The organism is Laspinema olomoucense D3b (genome assembly GCF_025370785.1).
Lineage (GTDB): Bacteria > Cyanobacteriota > Cyanobacteriia > Cyanobacteriales > Laspinemataceae > Laspinema > Laspinema olomoucense.
In genome coordinates this window covers 57131-80446 of record NZ_JAMXFA010000003.1, presented here as the reverse complement: position 1 = coordinate 80446, position 23316 = coordinate 57131, and the positions used below count along the sequence as shown (strand labels likewise).

At 47.2% G+C, this 23316-nt stretch carries 13 protein-coding genes; 7 read left to right on the top strand and 6 right to left on the bottom strand.

The window, feature by feature from the left end; genetic code table 11:
- Positions 1-157: 157 nt before the first annotated feature.
- Positions 158-2233, top strand: a complete 2076-nt coding sequence (locus NG792_RS02695; protein ID WP_261234421.1) for a cation:proton antiporter domain-containing protein — start codon at positions 158-160, stop codon at positions 2231-2233.
- Positions 2234-2608: 375 nt separating this feature from the next.
- Positions 2609-3766: a DUF262 domain-containing protein gene (locus tag NG792_RS02690; RefSeq protein WP_261200054.1), complete on the top strand. Its 1158-nt coding sequence runs from the start codon at positions 2609-2611 to the stop codon at positions 3764-3766.
- 56 nt (positions 3767-3822) lie between these two features.
- Here NG792_RS02690 and NG792_RS02685 read toward each other — a convergent pair whose 3' ends face one another.
- On the bottom strand, positions 3823-4746 hold the full coding sequence (locus tag NG792_RS02685; RefSeq protein ID WP_261200082.1) for a histone deacetylase family protein: 924 nt from the start codon (positions 4744-4746) through the stop codon (positions 3823-3825).
- 348 nt (positions 4747-5094) lie between these two features.
- Between NG792_RS02685 and gyrA the strand changes: the two genes are divergently transcribed.
- The 3 genes from gyrA to NG792_RS02670 all read left to right on the top strand — a co-directional run bounded on the left by gyrA (position 5095) and on the right by NG792_RS02670 (position 10414).
- The gene (gene gyrA / locus NG792_RS02680; RefSeq protein ID WP_261234420.1) at positions 5095-7830 is read left to right on the top strand and encodes a DNA gyrase subunit A; all 2736 of its coding nucleotides are present in this window, start codon (positions 5095-5097) and stop codon (positions 7828-7830) included.
- A 239-nt stretch (positions 7831-8069) separates the two neighbouring features.
- Positions 8070-9608: an apolipoprotein N-acyltransferase gene (gene lnt, locus NG792_RS02675; RefSeq protein ID WP_261234561.1), complete on the top strand. Its 1539-nt coding sequence runs from the start codon at positions 8070-8072 to the stop codon at positions 9606-9608.
- A 215-nt stretch (positions 9609-9823) separates the two neighbouring features.
- A complete protein-coding gene (locus NG792_RS02670; protein ID WP_261200057.1) occupies positions 9824-10414 on the top strand; it encodes a hypothetical protein in 591 nt (196 codons plus the stop codon).
- Positions 10415-10598: 184 nt separating this feature from the next.
- Here NG792_RS02670 and cas6 read toward each other — a convergent pair whose 3' ends face one another.
- The 4 genes from cas6 to NG792_RS02650 all read right to left on the bottom strand — a co-directional run bounded on the left by cas6 (position 10599) and on the right by NG792_RS02650 (position 18231).
- Entirely contained in the window at positions 10599-11810 is a 1212-nt protein-coding gene (cas6, locus tag NG792_RS02665; RefSeq protein WP_261234419.1) for a CRISPR-associated endoribonuclease Cas6, read from the bottom strand.
- Positions 11811-12018: 208 nt separating this feature from the next.
- Positions 12019-15543 carry a WD40 domain-containing protein gene (locus NG792_RS02660; protein ID WP_261234418.1) on the bottom strand — a complete coding sequence of 1175 codons (3525 nt, stop codon included), beginning with the start codon at positions 15541-15543 and terminating at the stop codon, positions 12019-12021.
- Between the two features lie 87 nt (positions 15544-15630).
- Complete coding sequence (locus NG792_RS02655; RefSeq protein WP_261200060.1) at positions 15631-16227, bottom strand: hypothetical protein; 597 nt, start codon at positions 16225-16227, stop codon at positions 15631-15633.
- Between the two features lie 63 nt (positions 16228-16290).
- The gene (locus tag NG792_RS02650) at positions 16291-18231 is read right to left on the bottom strand and encodes an AAA-like domain-containing protein (protein ID WP_261234417.1); all 1941 of its coding nucleotides are present in this window, start codon (positions 18229-18231) and stop codon (positions 16291-16293) included.
- Between the two features lie 549 nt (positions 18232-18780).
- Between NG792_RS02650 and NG792_RS02645 the strand changes: the two genes are divergently transcribed.
- Together NG792_RS02645 and cls are read left to right on the top strand one after the other, a co-directional pair.
- Complete coding sequence (locus NG792_RS02645; protein WP_261200062.1) at positions 18781-19599, top strand: endonuclease/exonuclease/phosphatase family protein; 819 nt, start codon at positions 18781-18783, stop codon at positions 19597-19599.
- 45 nt (positions 19600-19644) lie between these two features.
- Complete coding sequence (gene cls, locus NG792_RS02640) at positions 19645-21078, top strand: cardiolipin synthase (protein ID WP_261200063.1); 1434 nt, start codon at positions 19645-19647, stop codon at positions 21076-21078.
- 213 nt (positions 21079-21291) lie between these two features.
- Here cls and NG792_RS02635 read toward each other — a convergent pair whose 3' ends face one another.
- Positions 21292-22953: an alpha-amylase family glycosyl hydrolase gene (locus NG792_RS02635; protein WP_261234416.1), complete on the bottom strand. Its 1662-nt coding sequence runs from the start codon at positions 22951-22953 to the stop codon at positions 21292-21294.
- Positions 22954-23316: the final 363 nt, after the last annotated feature.

Genomic DNA, 23316 nt, shown 5'->3' with positions numbered 1-23316 from the left:
GAATTCCCGCCCTTAATCCGGTCAAAAATTGTAGTCTAAATTACGATTTTCTTTGGCTTTGTTACGGGGTGAAAGCAACAGATACATCTAGGCGATCGCCCCCGGTAAAATCCGGGAACCTTGCGATAGAATAAAAAAAATTCAGCCTCCTACCTGCATGGAACTCGCCCTCGGCTTTTTGAAGAACGAACCCATCTTTGCCTTTGCCGTTCTGTTGGCCGTTATTTTAGTCGTCCCAATTTTCTTTGAACGGCTACAACTGCCCGGATTAATTGGCCTATTGGCGGCTGGGGTAGCCTTTGGACCCAATGGATTGCAGCTCTTACAGCCGCAATCCGAAACCATGAAACTCCTGTCCGACATCGGAGTAGTTTACCTCATGTTTGTTGCCGGTCTGGAAATGGACATGACCGAGTTTCAAAAGGTAAAAAATCGCTCCATTGGATTTGGAAGTTTGACCTTTATTTTCCCCTTTATTGCTGGCGCAATCATCGCCCGCTTCTTTGGATTTAGTTGGAATGCTTCCCTGTTAATTGGGTCTTTACTGTCCTCTCATACCCCTTTGGGTTATCCCATTTTGAGTCGGTTAGGATTAATGGGAAATGAGGCGGTAATGGTTACCATTGGCGGGACCATTTTTACCAATATTCCCGCTCTATTAGTATTGGCAGTCTGCGTAAGCGTTCATGCCGGGAGTTTTAGTCTAGGAAATTTAGCCATCATGCTCATCCTGTTAACCCTTTATACCGGCATTGTCCTGTTTGGGTTTGACTGGGCAGGACGGGAATTTTTTCGGCGGTCTGGAGATGAAGAAGGCAATCAATTTCTATTTGTCTTACTGGCAGTTTTTTTAGCTGCAGTTGGCGCTCAAATCATTGGAGTTGAAAAAATTGTTGGGGCATTTTTAGCCGGAATGGCCGTCAATGGAGCAATGGGTTCTGGTCCGGTGAAAGAAAAGGTCGTGTTTGTCGGGAGTGTCCTATTTATTCCCATTTTTATGGTGAATTTAGGGCTATTAATTGACCTTCCCGCCTTTATCGCCACCCTGACTTCATTTTGGTTGACCCTGGCGATTATTTCCGGACTCTTAATCAGTAAATTAGCCGCTGCATTGGTCACTCAATTGCTGTATCGCTACACTCGCGCCGAGACTCTGGCAATTTGGTCCCTGTCTATTCCTCAAGTAGCGGCAACCCTGGCAGCAACCATTGTTGGATATAACACCTTGAACCCTTTGGGAGAACGCTTGTTGAGTGAAGAGGTCCTGAATACGGTGATTGTGATGATGTTAGTCACCGCAACTCTAGGGCCATTTTTAACGGCGCGGGCAGCAGCCAGTTTGACCCCACCGACGACCAATTTTGAGGCGGTGAAAACGCCTTTTGATGAAGGGAATCAGCCGAATGGCCCGTTTACGGTGATTGTGCCGGTTTATAACCCAGAAACCGAAAAGAATTTAGTGGAAATGGCGGCGTTGCTGGTGCGCCAGGAAGAGGGGCGAATCGTTCCCCTGTCGATCGCCCGGGTGATGGCACAAATGGACGCCTCAGCAGTGGATGCGGCCCTCATGCGCAGTGAAAATTTAGTCGCCGCAGCAGTGCAACTGTCTCAAGAATTTGGGGTCAAAGCCGAACCGGCGGTTCGGATTGATGATGATATTGCCCAGGGAATTGCTCATGCAAGTCGAGAGCAAAAAGCCAGTTTAATTGTCATGGGATGGGGGGAAACCACAACCCTGCGGGCGAGATTATTTGGGAACGTGATCGATCGCCTCCTATGGACAGCACATTGTCCCGTAGCGGTGACGCGCTTGCTTGGTTCCCCCCTGCAAATGAAACGAATTTTAGTTTCCGTGGATAGTCTCGTAGCGCGGGCGGTGTTTTCCATCCGGTTTGCCTATAGTTTAGCCCAGATAAATGGGGGACAGGTGACCTTATTCCATGTTTGCGATCGCCGCACACCCCAGGAGGTGAATGCTCGGATCCATGCTGAACTTTCTGCCTTAATCGCTGAATTAGCCCCAACTCTTCCCACACAAATTCAGATTGTGATGGCCCCCCATGATGACATCCAAGCGGCGATTCTGAACGAGGCGATCGCCTATAATTTAGTGATTCTCCAAGCCACAAGACGTCGCACCATGTCTGGATTAGAGATGGATGATGCCACCACAAGTGTTATCCAGGAGCTTTCTTGTTCTCTCGTCATGTTGGGATCAAGCTACCTGGACTAACGCACCCCACCCTAAAAACTGGGTTTCAACAGCGCAATTCTTGCAGTTCCATCCCGCTCTTTCTGGGATTGAGGCTAATGCCTCTCCAGCTAGATCCTAAATGTAGAGTAGGCGAGGGATTGCCTACCCTACATCTGAACCGCTCTAGTCCCTCTGGAAATGCGAATCCCTGAACCCTTCTCCCCTCCCCCCCAAACCTAGACTCAACTAACGCCTAGAGTTCAGCTAACTGTTACACTGTAACAATAAGCTTGCCACAGTAAACCGTGGGTCTTGCCGGTTCAATCCCCGGAAAGCCAAACAGTCTGGAAGTAAAGATAAAGATACTTGTAGGGCAGGAGAAAGCAAGCGATGCAGAGAATAAGGAGGGAGGCAATGCTAGAAGACAGTCTTGGCGCTCAAGTTGAAGATAGCCAGGAACTACTGGAGGCTCAATTTGAAGAGGAAGACGAAGAAGAGTTAGAGGAGGAACTCAATATCCCAGTGAAGGATAGAAAGCTCGTCACGCATCCTTATGACTTCGTGATCCGATCGCTCAAAGCGCAGATTGATGACCAGACTCTGGTTCTGGCCGATAAATTTCAGCGGCGGCAAGTTTGGGACCAAACCAAATGCAGCCGGTTAATTGAATCTCTCCTGCTCAATGTTCCCATTCCCGTTTGCTATTTTGCCGAGTTAGATGATGGTTCCTATAGCGTCATTGATGGTCAACAACGATTGACGGCGATTTATCGATTTCTCAATGGCGACTTTTCCCTACGGGCATTAAAAATTCTCCCGGAAATTAACCGCAAAAAATTTGAAGAACTGGAGGTTTCTTACCAACGATTGCTCCTCTCGCGGACCATTCGCTGTATTGTCATCCTCAAGGAATCCCATCCGGATATTAAATTTGATGTATTTGAGCGCTTAAATACCGGCTTTGTGCCGCTGAATGCTCAGGAAATTCGCAATAGTGTCTATCGGGGCAAGTTGAATGATTTAATTTTAGAACTCTCCGAGGATGAGGTTTTCCAAAAAAGTCGGCGGGTTCTGAGTATCGATAAACGAATGCAAGATTGCGAAATGATTTTGCGCTTTTTTGCCTTCTTTTTCGACCCGATCGCCTATCGCGGTACCTTATCGAAATTCCTGGATCAGTACCTCGAACAGGGAATTCATTTTGATGATGAAACCATCGAGCATCATCGCGAAGTCTTTAGAAAAACCATTGATGATGTGTTTGCCGTTTTTGATTATGGAGCTTTCCGGCGCTATACTCCCGATACGGGATGGGAAAAATCCATCAACCGCGCTATCTATGATGTAATCATGCTCTCGTTTGCTTATGTCAATTCTGAGGACCTTCGCAGCAGCAAACCGGAGATTGTTGAGGCACTCAAAAAAGTGTGTCAAGACCCCGATTTTAGTGAATCAATCACATCCTCTACCAAAAATAGAGACCGGATTCAAACCCGACTCGACAAATGGCGCGAGGCGATGGCACAGATCGGGTTAGAGGTGCCGAAAATTAAAATCGGCAAAGATTCCTAAATCAGGGAAAAAGAGGGAGGATAGGATCACCCTCTTCAACCGAAAGCCCAGAAGTTCTAGGATAATTCCAGACAGCGCGCAATGGTGGCAATCACGGACTGACTGAGGGCGTCTAAGTGATATCCTCCCTCCAATCCGAAGACGATCCGGCGGGTCAGTTGCAAACAATAATCGGTGAGGATGCCGTAATCCTCCGGTTGCAGGTCGATTCGGGCTAAGGGATCTGCAGCATTGGCATCATATCCAGCGCTGATGAGTAACAAATCCGGTTGAAACCGGCGCAAAAATGGCATGACTTTGGACTCAAATAAGAGCTGATATTCAGCGAGGGTACTGCCTGCTGAGACGGGAAGATTGAGGATGTTCTTATAAGCGCCGGTTTCATGAGCTGCGCCGGTCCCGGGATAGCAGGGGTATTGATGGAGAGAACAGTAGGCGATTTGGGGATTTTTTTCGACAATTTCCTGGGTACCATTGCCATGATGGACGTCCCAGTCCAGGATGGCAACCCGTTGCAGTCCATGCTTGTTTAAGGCATAGGTGGCGGCGATCGCCGCATTGGAAAATAGGCAAAATCCCATGCCGCGATCGCTCTCGGCATGATGTCCCGGGGGTCGCGCTAACACGAACGCCGGTTCCCCCTTCTCCACAACGCGATCGACTCCATCCAACCAGGCACTCACCGCCAGCAGCGCCACCTCGTAACTGTAGCGAGAAACTGGGGTGTCCAGCTCTAAGCGCCCCCCCCCAGATTCGGCTAAGATTTCGATTTCGTGAATGTGGCGCGGTGTATGAACCCGCTGGATCGCCGAGAGTACCGAGGGTTGATGCCCCGGGGTCGGCAGGTGCCACGAGAGGCGACTGGCCCAGGGTAAGGCTTTTAACGCTTCAACAATAGCCGTTAACCGAGCTGGACGTTCCGGATGCGATCGCCCCGTATCATGCTCTAAAAATTCTTCCGAGTAAATTACAGAAAACAGTCCTTGGTTATTTGTCATGGGTCACTTGTCCTTGGTCATTTGTCCTGGGTCTGATCCAATTTCTTCAGGGTCTATTCTCCATTGTCCACTGACCGCTGAGAACTGTCTACTCTCAACCGACAACTACTCACTGAACACCCTCCACTGACCCCTTTACATTGATAATTATGCCCGCTTAAATAACACTCCACAAATCAGGGTATTTTAAGCCGTCAGCTTTGGCCCGAATTAGGTCAATCCATGTTAAAATATTAATCAGAATTTAGCAATATTTCGATGCGAGGTAGCATCCAATCGGTTATCTGACTCATTGTTATTTAGTCTCACATTTTTGGAGTTTTTCATCTTATGACCACCTCCCAGGAGCGGATAATCCCGACGGATCTGCGGAATGAAATGCAACAGTCCTACCTCGAATACGCGATGAGCGTGATCGTGGGTCGGGCGCTCCCAGATGCTAGGGATGGTCTCAAGCCTGTACACAGGCGGATTCTCTATGCTATGCACGAGTTGGGCTTGACCCCAGACCGCCCCTTTCGTAAATGCGCTCGTGTGGTCGGGGAAGTCCTCGGTAAGTACCATCCACACGGGGATACAGCCGTTTACGATGCCTTGGTGCGGATGGCCCAAGATTTTTCCATGCGATCGCCCCTGATCAATGGTCACGGCAACTTTGGCTCGATTGACAACGACCCTCCGGCAGCCATGCGTTATACGGAATGTCGTCTCCAGTCCCTGAGCATGGATGCCATGTTGCGGGATATCGACCAAGAAACCGTCGATTTCATTGATAACTTCGATGGATCGCAGCAAGAACCGATTGTTCTACCCACCCGCGTCCCCCAACTCTTACTCAACGGTTCCTCGGGTATTGCCGTGGGGATGGCGACCAATATTCCTCCCCACAACTTGGGAGAACTCCTGGACGGCTTAGTCGCACTGATTAACAATCCTGAGATTACAGATATTGAGTTGATGCAATATATCCCCGGTCCGGATTTTCCCACCGGAGGCCAAATTCTGGGAGTCGGTAGTATCAGGGAAGCCTATACCACGGGACGGGGTTCGATCACCATGCGCGGCGTGGCAACCATCGAAACCATCGAACATCGCGGACGTCCTGACAGAGACGCGATCGTCATTACCGAGTTGCCTTACCAAACCAATAAGGCATCGATGATTGAACGCATCGCTGAAATGGTCAATGAGAAGCGTCTCGAAGGCATCTCCGATATCCGGGATGAGAGCGATCGCGACGGGATGCGAATCGTCATCGAACTCAAGCGCGATGCTTACCCTCGCGTCGTCCTCAACAACCTTTACAAACAAACCCCTTTACAGGCCAATTTCGGAGCAAATATGCTGGCGCTGGTCAACAGCGAACCGCAGTTACTCACCCTCCGACAGTTCCTGGCTGTATTCCTAGAATTCCGCATCGAAACTATCGAACGGCGGACGCGCTATGAACTGCGAAAAGCCGAAGAACGGGACCACCTGTTACAGGGATTGTTAATTGCTTTAGAAAATTTAGACCGGATTATTGCCTTAATTCGACAAGCAGCGGATACCCCCACTGCCAAACAAGAATTAATCGCCACTTATGAATTTTCTGAAGTCCAAGCCGATGCGATTCTGCAAATGCAGTTGCGCCGCTTAACCGCCTTAGAAGCAGATAAAATTCAACAAGAACATGATGACCTGCAACTGACGATCACTGATTTGCGGGATATTTTGGCAAGGCGGGAACGGGTTTTAGAAATCATTGAAAACGAAGCGGTAGAACTCAAAACGAAGTTTTCTACCCCCCGTCGCACCGTCATCGAACACGCCGAAGGTGAAATCGATGTTACCGACTTAATCGCCAATGAAAAAGCCCTGGTGATGATTACAGAACAAGGGTATATCAAGCGGATGCCGGTGAATACCTTCGAGGCGCAAAGTCGGGCCACCCGAGGCAAATCAGGGGCGAAGATTAAAGAAGATGATGGGATTGCCCATTTCTTAACCTGTCGCGACCATGATGCTATTTTGTTCTTCAGCGATCGCGGGGTTGTGTACTGCCTGAATGCCTATCAAATTCCCACCGGGTCTCGCACTGCCCGAGGCATGGCGATTACTCAAATGTTGCCGATTCCCTTTAATGAAAAAATCACGTCCATCGTCTCGGTAGAAGAATTTTCCGACGAAGAATATTTAGTGATGCTCACTAAAGGCGGATACATTAAAAAAACTGCCCTCTCGGCCTTTTCCAATATCCGCGCCAATGGATTAATTGCCATCTCTTTATCCGAAGGCGACGAATTGCGTTGGGTCCGAAAAGCGCGACCCGAAGATACTATTATCATCGGTTCCGCGAAAGGAATGGCGATTCATTTCAAAGCGGATCATAAGCAACTCCGTCCTCTGGGTCGCGCCACCCGAGGGGTGAAATCCATGAACCTCCGCAAGGGTGACAATATTATTAGCATGGATGTGCTCCCCTCGCAAGTGACTGCTGCAATGGAGGAGGCGATCGAGGATGAAAATCTCGAACTCGATGTAGAACTCGATGCAGAACTCGATATCGAACTCGAACAGGAAGAAATCGATCTGCAAACCGAGGAGACGGAAGGGGAAGAAGAGAACATTGCCGAAACCTCTTCCTATCCAGGACCTTGGGCCTTGGTAATTACCACTGGCGGGTTTGGGAAACGAGTTCCCGTGACGCAATTCCGCCTACAACGACGGGCCGGAAAAGGCGTTTGTGCGATCAAGTTCCGCAATGAAAAAGACCGTCTAGCGGCCTTGCGAATCGTCAATGAAGATGATGAATTGATGATTGTGACTAATCGCGGGATTATCATTCGGCAGGCGAGTAAGGCGATTTCCTCTCAGTCGCGATCGGCCCGAGGGGTGCGAGTTCAGCGTCTCGATTCCTCGGATGCGATCGCCGGAGTTGCCTTAGTTCCCGCATCCGGTGAAGAAGATGACCTCACTACCGACAGCGTGATCGAGATGGATATCGAAGCTGGAGTTGATGTAGTCACTGTATCTGGCGAAGAGGATGACCTCACCCCGGACAACGGAACCGAAGAGGAAAATTAAATTTCTCTGAACCGTTAGAAGTTGCCACAACCGGCAGGATTTTGACCCTGCCGGTTGTAGCAATTTTCCATCAGTTTGTAATAGAAAAAGCGAGCAAAATGCTCGCTTTCTTTATAAATACTTCGTATTACAAAAAAAACTTGAATTTAAAACAAATAACCGTGTTCAATTCTCTCAAGCTTACTTTAAAATCTAACAGTTTTTGGAGATTTTCCACCGCTTTATTCGGTGGGATTTTGATGGGATTAACCCCCGCCCCTTTTAATGCTTGGCCCTTGGCTTGGATTGCCTTAGTTCCCCTGTGGATTCTCCTGGTAAAAACTGGAGGAAAACCATCAGAAACTCAGCGAATCTGGCAGTGGAAATTTTTAGGATTGCCTTTATTATGGGGAATCGGCTATCACGGAATAGCCTTGTTTTGGATTACCGGAATTCATCCGATGACTTGGTTGGGGGTTCCTTGGCTGGCTAGTTTGGCGATCGCCTCCTTTTGTTGGACCTTTATCACCCTCTGGGGTGCGGCATTAGTCACCCTTTGGGCCATCACCTTGACCGCAATTACTCGGCGATTCACCCAAGTTTCTGGACATCCGCCCTCACCCTGGGTCCGGGTGGCGATCGCAACTGCTCTGTGGTGTAGTTTAGAAGCCTTATGGAGTGCAGGGAACCTCTGGTGGACCGCCCTTGCCTATACCCAAAGTCACCAAAACTTAGTCATTTTGCACCTGGGACAGCTATCTGGTCCGACCACAATTACCGGGGCGATCGTCATCGTCAATGGATTAATTGCCGAAGCCATCCTTGCCTTCAATTCTGGCCAAAAATCTCCCCAGCGAACCCAAGGTTTATTGTTAGCTTCCCCGATTATTTTATTCCTAATTTTACATGGCATTGGATTTGCTCTCTACAATCGCCCCCTGACCCAATCTCCAGAAAATGCCTTAACCGTTGGCATCATTCAAGGGAATATTCCCAATGAAATTAAGTTTGATTCCCAGGGATGGCGGCGCGCCTTGGAAGGATATACCACAGGGTATCAACAGTTAGCTGAGGCGGGAGTGGATGGCATCTTGATTCCCGAAACCGCATTTCCCTATTTATGGACTGATGAAAATACCCGTTACAGTTCCTTTTATCAAACCATTCTGGATTATAATACTGTTGCTTGGGTGGGAACCTTTGGCAGTCGAGAGGGCAATTTTACCAATAGTTTAGTCACGGTCACTCCCGAGGGAGAAACCTTTAGTCGGTACGATAAAACCAAGCTAGTGCCCTTGGGAGAATATATTCCATTTGAGGCAATTTTGGGTAAAATCGTGTCCCGGTTATCGCCCTTAGAGGCGCGGTTAGTGGCGGGGAAACCGGATCAAGTATTTGATACGCCCTTCGGACGAGCGATCGCCGGGATTTGTTATGATTCGGCCTTTTCTGAACTGTTTCGGCGTCAAGCAGCAGCCGGAGGGGAGTTTATGCTGAGTGCGTCTAATGATGCTCATTATACCGCCACCATGATGGAGCAACATCATGCTCAAGATGTGATGCGGGCGATCGAAACCGATCGCTGGGCGGTTCGTGCAACCAATACAGGTTATTCGGCGATCGTGAATCCCCAAGGCAAAACTATCTGGATTTCCGAACAAAATACCTATCAAATTCATACCGATACCATTTACCGACGCCAAACTCAAACCTTATATGTGCGATGGGGAGATTGGTTATTGTTCGGTTTCTGGGGACTAGCGGCGATCGGTTGTGGGGTAGACTGGCGACGGGGATAACTCCGGAGGAAACGACAGCAAGTCGTGATGACAAGCTAAGAAACAGCAATTTCGTAGTAACAATTTACTGTTTCTTAGGGTTGGTTGACAGGTGAAGAAAATTATTTTATTATTGAGGAATAATAAAATGAATTAGCGGCGGTTTCACCGGGGGATAGGGTAAAATTGTAGGAAGCTCTGAATTAAACTAAAACAACAAAAGTAGGAGAAAAGCGTTGTCTAGTGCAGATCCGATTAAAATAATTTTAAAACTGGTTAAAATTTTTGAAGGATTATTGATTCCTTATGTGACAGAAAGTGGGTTAGCGCGGGCGCTGAAAACGGACCGCCAGCTTCCGAGTTTTATCGCGCTGATCGTGGATTTGCGTCGGGATAAGGTGGCGGGATTGTTCGAGGCGGTTGAACCTACTTTTAAGGTAACAGAAGCGGCCATGCGAGAAGCGATTCGGGCGCAATCCGGGTTTACCTTAGTCCATAAAGAGACAAATATTGCGGTGAATCTGTTGCTGTTAAAAGATGAATCGTTTTGGCAGTCTCTTTTTAGTCGGCGCAAGTCGATCACGGTGCAACTGAATCCCGAACGATCGCTGTGGGTACCTTCCTTGGAAGATATTTTCATAGAAAAACTCATCGAGTATCGGGATAGCGATCGCAATGGAGATCAACTCTGGCGGGATCTAGTGTGGATGCTGAAAGTTCAGAATGAGGATTTAGACTTGGAGTATCTTCGCGAATGGGCGATCGCACTCCAGACTATCGATATCTACGATCGCGCATTAGGGGAAGCAGGATTTGACATCCTGTAACCGGAAAACACCGGAGTGCAATCGGATGTTAGCGCAATCCGGGATTCCCATTATTTATCCCTGGGAGCATCTTGCTTGCTATTGTTATAGTCATGCCAACCCCTTGACACCCGGTAGAGAATAAAAGTAGGGACATAACTTGGTTATGTCCCTACAGAATTGATGAATCAAACATCAGATTCTGCTAAACTTTTAAAGCTCGGCGAGCTAATTTAGCATAAGTTTTGACCGTTTGATAGGGCATTTGTAAATCGGAGGAAATCGCCTGTAAGGATTCTCCTAATTCACGACGGGCGAGGATTGTGGCCCAGGTTTCGGCAATTTCCCGAGCGCGATCGCCTCCTTTGCGTTTCCGTTGGCCGATGAACAATTCCGTTAATTCCCCAATCCGTTCCGCTAACATTCCTTGGATAGAAGGAATCGGAATCGCTTCCTCAACGGACCATCCTAAGCGGGTTTGACCTAACCCAAACGTGGTTTTATGTCCCGTTCCGCAATAGGGAGCAAATTGTCCCAAGGTATAGAATAACCGCTCGAATTCGGGGACTTCTCCCGACTGTCGAGATAATCCAAATTCGACCAATCCAGTAAAACCGGTGACCATACCTTTTTTACCGGCGGCCACTTTTGCCGACTGCAATTCATGGCGATGAATTAACACCGATTCCTCGACCCATTTTAAAAATAGGTCGCGATCAATATTCATCCCAGAAAAATCATTCCACCGGCGCAAATAACTATGAAAGACATTGGCCGGGACCGGCAGGGGGAAATGATGTTTCTTCCGCCGGAAACTGGTCGGGGTCATAAAACTTAGTTGCAGAGTGGAGGAATTCATGTCTTGGGAAGCAAATAGTTGCCGATAGGTCGTCGGCGAAATCGAAATTTTACAGGACCGAATTTCTAACGGCGCTTTCCGCAAGGCGATCGTCTCCGGTAGTTGCTTCACCCACTGTTGCAAAAACTGGACAACGGGTTTAGAAAGAGCGGTCACATACCAGCGATAGGTTTCTCCCGGTTGCAGTTGAAAATCTTTCCCGCAGGAGACTAATTTGCCTTCTAAACCGGATAGGGTAAAGGGTTTTTCCGTTTGGACATCATGTAAATAGGCGGAGAGTTCCGGGTCAGCTTGTCGCACTTGGTCTAAAAACCAAGCGTGCAATCCAATGGTGTATTGCGCGTACAGATAATCGGCTGCACGAGGGGTCACTTCAAAGACTAAGCCGAGCAATTCTGTATCTGCAGGCCAGGTGAGGTGAGATGTGACTGCCTCTTTGGGGAGGGTTCTGGGAACTTCCACAGGACTTGGGTTGGGAACATAACGGGGGGAAAGGACTTCCCGGAGGGGGGCTTTGGTGATAGGAGCCACGGGAGACAAGGTTAAATTTGAGATCATGGTAATTTCCTTGGGTGTAGTATAAAAAAGGTTCAGGGGCATGAGCAACGCTCAGAATGGGAATTTACTAAAAGGTAGGGTTGGAGTTAACCCTCAATCACTTCGACACCGGGGATTGATTTTAAAAATTTGCCAAACTAACATAACAATTCCTCAATTAAAATCCGGACAAATGTCAGAGTGATGACACTTCAACAGTGAGTAAGGTTTAGGGCTGCTGGCAAAGGGGCAGGTCCGCTTGGACTTGGGGATGTGCTTTCACATAATCCGTGAGCCAGTTACATCCTGTTTCCAGCAATTCATCTAATTCTTTGAGGCGCCACCACCTCAATGTATTGTCCGTTCCCACGGTGACCAGTCCTTCGTTATTTGAGAGAAAAGTCATGCTCAAAACATCGGTTTCATCCGCTTGAAATTTGGCTAAAACTTGTTTTGAAAGTTGACCTGCCAGTAAAAATACTGTAACCGTCCCATCGGTTCCGGCGGTGGCTAACAGTTGTCCATCAGGACTAAAACTAAGGCTGGTGACCCAACGAGTATCACTGTTAAATTTATCGAGTTCTTCACCGGATAGATTCCATAAGCGAATTTTGCCATCGGCGGAGGCGATCGCCAGTCGGTCACCCTCCGGACTAAAGCTAATGCTACTAATTTGACCGTAGGGAAAGCGGATTTCATCGACTTGGTTTGTCAAAAGATTCCAAATTTGTAATTTTCCGGGTCCATTGGCGAGGGCAATTCGTTGTCCATCAAAACTGAAACTCAGGCTTTTGATTTCCCCAAGGCTATGATTTAACTCGGGCTGAAGGGGTTGACCCAACTGATTCCAAAGGCGAACGGTTCCGTCTTCCCCTGCGGTGGCGAGAGACTCTCCATCCCAGCTAAAACTGAGGGTGGAAATCCGACTTTGATGGGCTTGGAATGGGGGGATAACCGCTTGACCGGAACTGGTCCAAATTTGAACGGTTCCATCGGGTTGAGCGGTGGCGAACCGTTCACCATCCGGGCTAAATCCAATCCGTAAAAATTGATTTTCTAAAGGGATTTTAGTCGATCGCGCCATCATTTTAGGGGAGTTAGTGAGGGATAGGGGTTCATTCTCGGATAAGGGAGTTTGAGTCAGAGGAAAGGGCGGATTGCGCTGGCCGGAAATATCCCAGAGTCGGACTGTTCCATCCACTCCTCCCGTGACTAAACGCTCTCCATCGGGACTAAAGGTCATGCTGGTAATTCGATCATGGCGATCGCCTTTAAATTGCTTGATTAATACCCCTTCTAACGTCCACAGACGCACCTTGCCATCAAATCCAACAATTGCAATTTCTGCCCCATTCGGATGAAAACTCATGCTATTCACTGCACTTTGAGCCGTGTTAAACTCCGAGAGTTCTTGACCCGATAGGTTCCAAATTCTCACCGTTCCATCAAATCCAGCGGTTGCTAGTAATTCCCCGTTGGGGCTAAAGGTCATGCTGTTGACGGATGGTTGAGCATCGGGGGTAGAACTGAACTCTTGGACGGGATTTGGGGGAATGGTCAAGGTTGCTTTACGCTGGCCATTTAGATTCCAAATTTGCACGGTTCCCTCGACTTGAGCAGTGGCAAAGTGTTCTCCGTCGGGACTAAAGCTCAGGGTATTAATTTGCCGCTTCACGCTGCCTATTTCATTAAGCAACTTTCCTTGCTGATTCCAGACTCGGACTGTGCCACTTTCTGAAGCGGTAGCGAGGCGATCGCCATCGGGACTAAAACTAACGCTATCAATTGCTCCCTTTTCGGCGGCGATCTCCCCCATCAGGGTTCCATCCCGTTGCCAAATTTGTACTGTTCCATCCTCGGAAGCAGTGGCAACTCGCGTACCATCGGAACTAAAACTAACGCTATCAACAGCACTTTTATGAATTCCAATGGTCCGCAGATGCTCCCCCGCACGAGTCCAAAGTTCTACCCTGCCATCTTCTCCTGCCGTGGCCAAAAATTCTCCATTGGGACTGAATCTGACACTCCGAACCGCACCTTGATGTCCTGGGATTTGATTTTTCTCATGGATTTGGTGGAGAATGGTTTGTAAGGCATATAAAGGGCTAATCGTGGGATAATTGGTTAATCGCTGATCGCCCTTAACAAGGGCTTTTAAATCTTGTCCCGCTTGCATCGCCAGTAACAAGGCTTCGAGTTCCACCCCTTCAGATTCAAACCACTTTAAGGCATTAGCACCTTGGCGCTCAATTAATGTTCCTTTTTGGGCTTCTTTTAAAGCAATAGTACCGCGACAGACGATAATTGTAGCTAGAACTACCAGTCCCATAATGCTCCAATAAGCTCGTTTGAGCATTCGGTTCGCTTTTTGTTGGGCCTCGGTTAAAATGCGATTGGCTTCTACCTGTTTTTGGTTGGCTTCCGCTAAAAGTTGAATCGCTTTTTTCTCGGCCTCTAGGGCTTTTTGAACTTCGCGTTTTTCCACCTCTTGGCTGGCGGCGAGGAACTGATAGTCGCGATCGCTTAAACTATGGGTCGTTGCCCATTGTTGAGCATCCCGTAACGCCTGTCCCCGCAACAGTCGCGATTCATCCTGGCAATCGGACACCACCCAAGCAGATAATGCTTCGGCGTATGGTCGCAAATCCGCTAATGCCTGTTCCACCCATTGCTCATTAAAAACTAAGGCATAAATTGGGTTATAAACGGTTAATTTAGAATGACGCTTTAGGGTTAAACCCGATAGCTGCAATTCCAGTTGTTCCGGACTGTTATCAGCAGGGAGTTCTCCGGAGATTAACACTTGCTGATAGAGTCCTAGCAGCCGACTAGCCTTTTGTTCATTTCGCAAGAGCCGATCGCGCAGGGTTTTTAAATGGGGGGGTTCGTCCTGGGATTCCCAATTGTCCACAATTTGCGATCGGGCCAACTCTTCCACTCGTTCTGCTTCCATTCCGGCCTCAATTGGACTCTGGGCCGCTAATACTAACTGACAAAGTTTCTGAGTCAAAAATGGTTGTCCATTGGTCCAGTTTAAAATCTCCTCTAGGACGACTTCGGGGCGACTGCACCCGGCTTCTAATCCCTCCGCCAACGGTTGCACTTCCGGGAGTTTAAATCCCTCAATTTGAATGGCTCGACCAATATTAAACGGGGTGCGACTTTTATCCTGAATCAACTCCGTGGGGGTTGCCACGCCCAATAAAACAAAGGTGAGCCGTTTGTATTCTGGGTTTTGTGCGCGTTTATTATAACAAGCGCGAATTGCTGCAAAAAAGTCATCAATCGGAAAATTTAACCCCAGAACACTATCAATTTCATCAATAAAAATGACGATATTTTCCGACATACGCACCAGCAGAACCGAGTCGATAAATTCATGCAAGCATTGGACTGGGGAGAGTTCGTCGCGATCGCGCAACCAAGTTCTAAACTCCAGGCGACTGAACAAATTAAAATAACTGACCAGGGTATGAATAATCCCGCTATACCACTGAACCGGGGTCACATCTTTATTCCCGATCGCCGATAAATCGATCGCCGCACAAGCACATCCCTCCGCTTGTAGGGTTTGCATTGTCCTCAATTGCAAGCTGGATTTACCCATCTGCCGCGACGTCAGGACATAACAAAACTCTCCCGCCTTGAGATTCTCATAAAGTTCGCGATCGGCTTTACGGACGACATAAGTGGGAGAATCTGGCGGTAAACTCCCCCCCACTTGATAGTACATTGACGTCAGTTTTTTATTCATCCAGTCACCCGTCTCTACCTGCATTGGCCCTCGGTTTTAACCCTGAACAACCTCGAAAACCCTTCCGTCCTGTTTCAACCCTTTAATTTAGGGCAACTCAAAATCCGTTTCTTCTAAATCACTCCCCCCACTACAGTTAATCAATCGTTCACTCGGTCGCGTCCTAAAAGGAACCAACGTTCCGGCCCGGTCTTGAAAAACACTCAGTAAATAACGCCCCGGGCGCATCAGCGAAAATTCATAATTCGGTTGGTTGGGCGAATTAGGATAAGCCGGAAATCGAGCTAAAGCATTATCGGTATTAGGGTCAATCACTACCACATAAATTCCTCGGGAATTCTGGCCTTCAATTCCGTAAATTCTTCCGGAAATAAAACAAGCATCTTTACTTTGTTTACCCCCTCCTAACCCTTGATCTGTTGTCTGGAGTTTCAACTCCAATGATGACCCCCCGGAACAGGTTACCGAAACTGCTGAGGACAATGTAGGTTGCATTCCCTGACCCCTATCGAACCCTCCACTGTCTGCGCCTACGCCAGAAGATAGCGCCAAGTTTTGGTGATTCTCTTTCGGGCAGTTATCCGGGGAAATTTTAACACTGTGAGAATGGGCTGCCGGAGTAAAAGATAGAGGGATCGCCAACGCTACCATCATGATAATTTCGGGTAGATGTTTGAGAGTCATGGAAACTTATCAGCTCCTCGAATATAACTGGCCCTACTATGAAAAAAAACACCTAAATCTCAATTATTCATCGAGTCGGTTGCGGAAATACTGGCGATATAAATCACATCGTTCAACGGCCTCATTGCCTTGAAACTTAACTAATCCCATGCTATGTAATTTAAACGCCTGTTCTGAGGGCAACCGCACCGGATTCGGACTAAAAACAACCTCTTTCATAGCTCGGGCCAATGCCGGATGCTGTTCTAAATTCCACAGGTGACGCCGCAAATGGTCGTTATAAAAACCAGCTTCTGTGGGAGCAGTTTCTAATAGAGTTTCTAGGGTAATATCTTGTCGAGCGATATGATAGAGCGCCAACCGCACTAAAAAGGGGTGTCCTCCTACCATATTCATGAGACGATTGACGTCGGTTTTGCACCAATTGATTCCATAACGCTGGGCTAAATCTTGGACGAGATTGGGGGTAAATTCCGGTAATTCAATCGGTAATCCCACGTTAAAGGGGGATTGATTGATATTCATTGGGATGTAAACTTCGGTGGAATGAACAACGACTAAGCGAAGTTTTTTCCAAATCTCGCGCCGTTTTGATTCTTCGTGCCATGCTCGCAATAAGCCAAAAAAGTCATCGGCAATATCCGGATGTTGAAAAACCCGGTCTACTTCATCGAGACATAAGGCTAAAGGTGTATTAATTTCCGGGAGAAGATACTCTTCAAAATAGGCTTTACAGTTGACATTACTGCCTAAAAAGTTATCCCAATATTCAGGAAGTTGATTGGGGAGTTGTAACTGCTGACCGATATAGGCACAGAACCATTGTAAGAATTTATCCAGGCTGGCAAATACTCCTTTATCAGCCAGGTGAAAGCTCAAATGAACCGGACGATAGCCATGATTTGCCGCATGATTGAGAATGCGAGCCATCAGAGAAGTTTTGCCCATTTGTCGCGGTGCTTTGATGCGAATCAGCGCACCCGGTTGCAAAATCATTTCATAACAGCGCTCTTCAATCGGGGCTCGATTGACGTAAAAGGGAGAGGCTAAATCCACTTGCCCTTCTGGGAGTTCTGGTCCGGCGAAGGGTAAGGGACGACCATCGGCACTTTCCCAGGTGGGGGTTAAGGCGCTGATCACAGCGGATTCTACCTCAATTTTCCGGGGGAGGGTATCAGTCTCGATCGCCTGTAGCACTTCGTTGACGATCGCTGGGGTATCCGTAGGCGATCGCCACTCCCGCTGGGGTACACCTTGTAATAAAACGCGCAGATCGTAGCTGACCGGGGAATCCGTCGGCCAATTGATCCGAATCGCGAACATATCCAGTGTGCCATCTTTGCGGGTCTCTCGCACTTCTCGGGCGAGGCGCACTTCTTCAATTAATAGGTCACTGAAGGCGGATTGTCCTGAGAGCAACAGTAACAAGCGATCGCAAGCTTGTAGTTCCTGTTGCAGTTGTGCCACTCCCTTCTCTCCCGACTGGGGATGATTCCCAGCAAAGATAATTTGATGACCCGCACTGGCGATCGCCCGTTTTAAAGGGTCAAGGAGTCGTTCATCCGGTTGGCGATCGCCGAAAAATATGGCCACTTTCCGACTCACCATTGCCGGAGATGAAATAGCCGCGATCGCACTTGATGTCTCCCGTATCACCAGGGAGTCTGCACCTCGGGCGATTGGCGAACCGAGACTCACCTCCAAACCGGGTAACACCGAGGCGCGATGTTGCACCCAGCGTTGATCCAGAAATGCTCGCAGTTCGCTTTCCTTCCCGCGAGTCCCCCCTTCAATCCCAAATTTCTTATAAACTTGGCCCATCCGTTTGAGGCAGGCTCCTTTTGAAGTTTCTACCTCTTCGGCAATATCTTCATAATCCTGATCCTCGGCAAACCGGAGCAAAAAAACTCGCTCCTGATCGGGAGAAAGCTGATGCTGATGAGCTATCTGAGTTAGGAACTCGCGGGAAAACACCGATTTACTACCCCTTAACGATACAATCATAGAGACTCTGTTATCCTCGGATAGTTCCTCCGTTTCAGAGGCTACCCCAGAATTTGCCTTCATTTATAAGATATCTTACTACAGAACCGATGACTTATCCGGATTAATCCAGATTTTTCAGAGGGTATAGCCCCTATTTTGGGAAAATCAGGTAGTTAAGGAGGATAAATCTTTTAGTTACAGAGGCTAGGGCTTGTCAGGTTGGTGAGCATGGGGACCCCAAGCGGCGCTCCCTGTGCTAAGGGGCGAGCTTTCAGAGGATGAGTCCAGGGACCGCGATATCTGGACCTTATGAGTCTAAGAACTGTTAGATTGAGGTTTTGCCTGTTTTCAATTCTCTCTCTTCCCTCCTGCCGTCGCACCCTTTCGGGAAAATCCCTGACTGTTGATAGAGGTAAGCTCATGGGCGATCGGCTACGATTAACGTGAATAAAATGAACCTCCATGAATGGTTAGAATAAGTTAGATGCCCTATAGCAGGGTTCAAGTTGCCATCCGGTTTTAGTTCGCGCTTATTCTTGAATTTGTAACGGTGAATAATGGATTCCGATGGACAATCAATTTCCCTTCTCTGGGTTGATCTCCCCTAACCGCTTTATTCCGGTCCAGGAAACCGTCCTGTCTCAGGATAATTTTTCAGACTCGGCTATTGCTGGAAAGAGTATCAAAATCCTCAATTGGAATGTTGCTAAAAATAATAATACTTCTAAATGGGCTAACGACTTTTATCATCTTGTAGAGCGGCATCAGCCTGATTTAATCTGTTTTCAAGAAATTGAATTAAATAAAAACACCCAAAAAATTTTAGCGTTAGAGTCTATGGGGTGGAGGTTCGCCCCTAATTTTATCGATGCTTATTACCAAACTTATTGTGGAATTTTAACCGCCTCTAAAGTGCAGCCAGTTTCCAGTCGAGCAATTCTGACTCCAGAATTTGAACCTCTTACCAATACTCCGAAGGTTTCACTCGTTGCTGAATATCCCTTAAAAAAAACAGAACAAACGCTCTTGGTGGTGAATACTCATGCGATTAACTTTGTTAACTTAAATAAGTTTAAATCCCAACTCCAGAAACTAGAATCGGTTTTAGGCGATCGCCGGGAACCGTTGATTATGTGTGGAGATTTTAATACCTGGAGTCAACTGCGGTTTGATTTGTTGAAGTTGATGGCAAAACGACTGCACTTAATCTCGGTTCATTTTTCCCCAGAGGAACAAGCTAAACTTAAAACATTTTTGGGGTCGCCGCCTTTAGATCATATTTTTTATCGCGGGTTAACGCCCAAACCTCAGACAGCAAAGGTTTTAGATAAACTGTACTCCTCGGATCATAAACCGATGGTAGTAGAATTGGCCCTTGTCGTGTAACCTAGAAAACGCACAGCAGAAGAAGAAGCATTAAATAGGGAAACTGTGGATCTAAATTATATGGCCCTGGCGATTGCAACCATCGTCAGCTTTTATGGAGTGGGATTGGGGACGGCAGGTCATGCAGTCATGACAGTGCGATCGTCGCGGGGTGCGGTAGCTTGGGCCATTTCTCTGGTTACCTTTCCCTTTATTGCCCTTCCCATGTATTGGCTATTTGGAAGCCACAAATTTTATGGATATGCCAATGCCCATCGCTATGCTGACCGAGAATATCGGGGAATTATTCAACAAGTTTATCAGGATATTCGACTATGTTCCGGGCCTGAACCGGAAAACTTTAAGGAAATGGCCCAATTAGCCGATGAATTGACCCAACTTCCTTTTACCTCGGGGAACGCCGCTACCTTGCTGATTGATGGAACCCAAACCTTTCCGGCGCTTTTAAAGGCGATGGATGCAGCGAAGGATTACATTTTAATTCAATTTTATATTGTACGAGAAGATGAAATTGGCCATGCTTTTAAGGAAAAAATGATTGCCAAATCCCGGGAAGGAGTAAGGGTTTATTTTATTTATGATGCGGTTGGTTCTTATGCCCTTTCTCCTAAATATTTACGGGAACTCAGAAGGAGTGGCGTGTGGGTTACGTCCTTTAATAGTAGCAAACGGAGACGAAACCGATTTCAGCTTAATTTTCGGAATCATCGCAAAATTTTAATTGTTGATGGCAAACAAGCTTTTATCGGGGGGTTAAATTTGGGGAAAGAATACCTGGGAAAAGACCCCCGTCTTAGTCCTTGGCGCGATACTCATTTAGAAATTAAAGGTCCTTCAGTACAATGTATTCAAGTTTCTTTTCTCAAAGATTGGTATTGGGCGGTTCGAGAAATTCCCGAGGTCCATTGGACGATTCAAACAGCCGAGGAGAATCAAACGGCGATCGTTGTCCCTACAGGTCCCGGAGATCAACTACCCGCTTGTACCCTGTTTGTAGTGAGTCTAATCAACGCCGCCCGTCGTCGGTTGTGGATCACGAGCCCCTATTTTGTTCCCGATGAATCTGTCCTCACTGCTTTAAAATTGGCCGCCTTGCGTGGGGTAGATGTGCGGATCTTATTACCCAGTCGGCCTGATCATATCCATGTTTATCTCGCTTCCTTTTCCTATATCACGGAAGTTGTATGCACGGGCGTTAAGGTGTATCGCTATCGTCCGGGATTCATGCACCAGAAAGTGTTTCTCGTCGATCGCACTCTGGCAGGAGTGGGCACCACAAATTTAGATAATCGCTCCTTTCACATCAATTTTGAAATGATGGCCTTCGTAACAAATCATCGCTTTGTTACCGATGTTGAAACTATGCTGACCAGTGATTTTGATAATGCCTATTTAGTGGATCACGCTCAACTAGCTCATCATCAACTTTGGTTTCGGTTGGCGGTGCGTGTGGCCCGTTTAATGTCGCCTATTCTTTAAAAAATTCGGGTCCTAAATCGCGGATTGCTTTTTCCTTTCTTTTATCCGTGGGAGCATCTTTCCTTCTTTCAGAAATAGGGAGCAAGATGCTCCCATTCCTTATTAGACTTATGGCAGAATTGTCTTAAGCCCCCCTTATTAAGGGGGGTTGGGGGGATCTCTACTCCAGGAAAGCGAGAAATCTAATAAGTTAGATTGACTCTCATCAACCCCTTACTGATTCCAAACAAAAACTTGGGCTTCATATTCACCCAAATCGAGGACTAATTGGTTATCGTGAGATTCAATATCGTAGTTTCTTGTCCATTCGTGCCATTTTCCATTTTCGGGAAAGTCGGGAATGGTATAACCTCCGAGAAAATTCCCGGAAAAATTGGCTACGACGACAACTCGGGACCCTTCGTCATTCCAGCGAATATAAGCGATCACTTGATCGTCGGGATTTTCGTGGATGAACTCGATGTTTACACTTTGAATGGCATGATTTTGCTTGCGTAAGGCGATTAAACCTTTATAGTAATCAAACAAACTGCGGTTGCGTTCGTTGTCTAATAGATACCATTTGAGTTCGCAAGTTTGGTTGGGATGTTGGCAGCTATCTTGACCAAATTCTTGACCCATCCATAGCATGGGAATACCCACGGTGGTCATTAAAATTGCTGCCCCTAATTTAGTTCGCCCAAAAGCAGGGTCATCAAAAATACCGCGCTCACCTAACAAGTTGAGGATTCGTTCCTGGTCATGGTTGGATAGGTAATTAATGACATTGGTTGTGTCTTCATAGCCCTGCTTTTTGCAATCTAACACTTCTTTGAGTTGTTCCATGTCCAAGCTGTCATTATTGCAGATATAATCCACTAAGAAGTAGTGAAAACTATCGTGCCAGCAGCCGTCCATCGGACCTTCAAACCGTGCGTATTTCGGTTTTTCGGGGATATGTTCGCCGATATTATAAAAGGGTTTAGACCCAGCGGTTTCTCGGGCGAGGTTGGCAATCCAATGTAAAAACTCCCAATTAGCAAGTTGACTTAAGGCATCATAGCGAAATCCGTCAATATGATATTCTTGAATCCAATACTGGACGACATCCCCGGTAAAAGACCAGGCTGGCCGAATATCTAAGTTAGGATCATGATGATCGTAATTAAATTCGGGACCCCACCAGTTGTTATCATCATCGGGATAATGCTTATGGTGATAGTACCAGTAATCGCGGTCAATTTTTAACAAGGGACATTCTTCATTACAATGATTCAAAACGATATCCAGAATCACCCGAATTCCTCGGGCATGACATTCATCAACTAAGTGCTTTAAGTCGAAGGGGGAACCGTAATGGGAGGCGGGGGCAAAATAGTGATTGACGAGATAACCCCAGCCGTTGTCTCCTGCCATGACGGGCATTAATTCGATCGCATTAATGCCCAAGTCTGCTAAGTAATCTAATTTAGCGATCGCTGCTTCAAAACTTCCTTGAGCTAGGTCCTCTTTCTGACCGCAAAAGTTACCCAGCAGCATTTCATAGATGACTAATTCCCCATTACTGGGTAAGGGAACTTGATCATGCTGCCAAACATAAGTATCAACGATCGGTTGTCCTTCTTTAATTCTGATAATTCCATTTTGCCCGGTTTTATCAATTTCCTTGGCATAAGGGTCGATCGCATACACCCACGAATCTGGGTCTAAATATTCGGTTTTAGTTCGCACTCGGAATTTATATTCATAAACCCCATCTTCGAGGTTGACTGATGTGCGAAAATAACCCTGGTCGTCTTTTTCCATCGGAATGTTTTCCCATTTGGAAAATGAGCCGATTAGTGCGACCTCTTTATTATAGGGTGCAAACAACTTAAATTCAATCGCCTTAGCCATTAAAGTTCTCTCTTGTTGTAAAAAAATAAATGCGCAGCAAAACCAACGGGTTGTCTATTGAGACTCCTGATGAGTTGGCTTAAAGGTGGTATGGGTCCAAAGAAAGGAGGGCTTTATACGAGACTCCTTATTCCATCCAGGGGGAAATTGTCTGCTCGATTTAGCTGACCTTTTCGGGGAGGGGATGAAGGCGCTCTATGGAGTACCTTTTTGGGTCATGATAGGAATGATAACTCAGCTCAATTCTCAGGACTCTCTAACTGAAGAAAGTATCATCTATCTATCGGAAGTTAGATCTTTGGGGAAGGGGGGCAGATGGGGAACAAAAACCCAGGGGTCAAGATTCGGGTCAGACGATCGCCC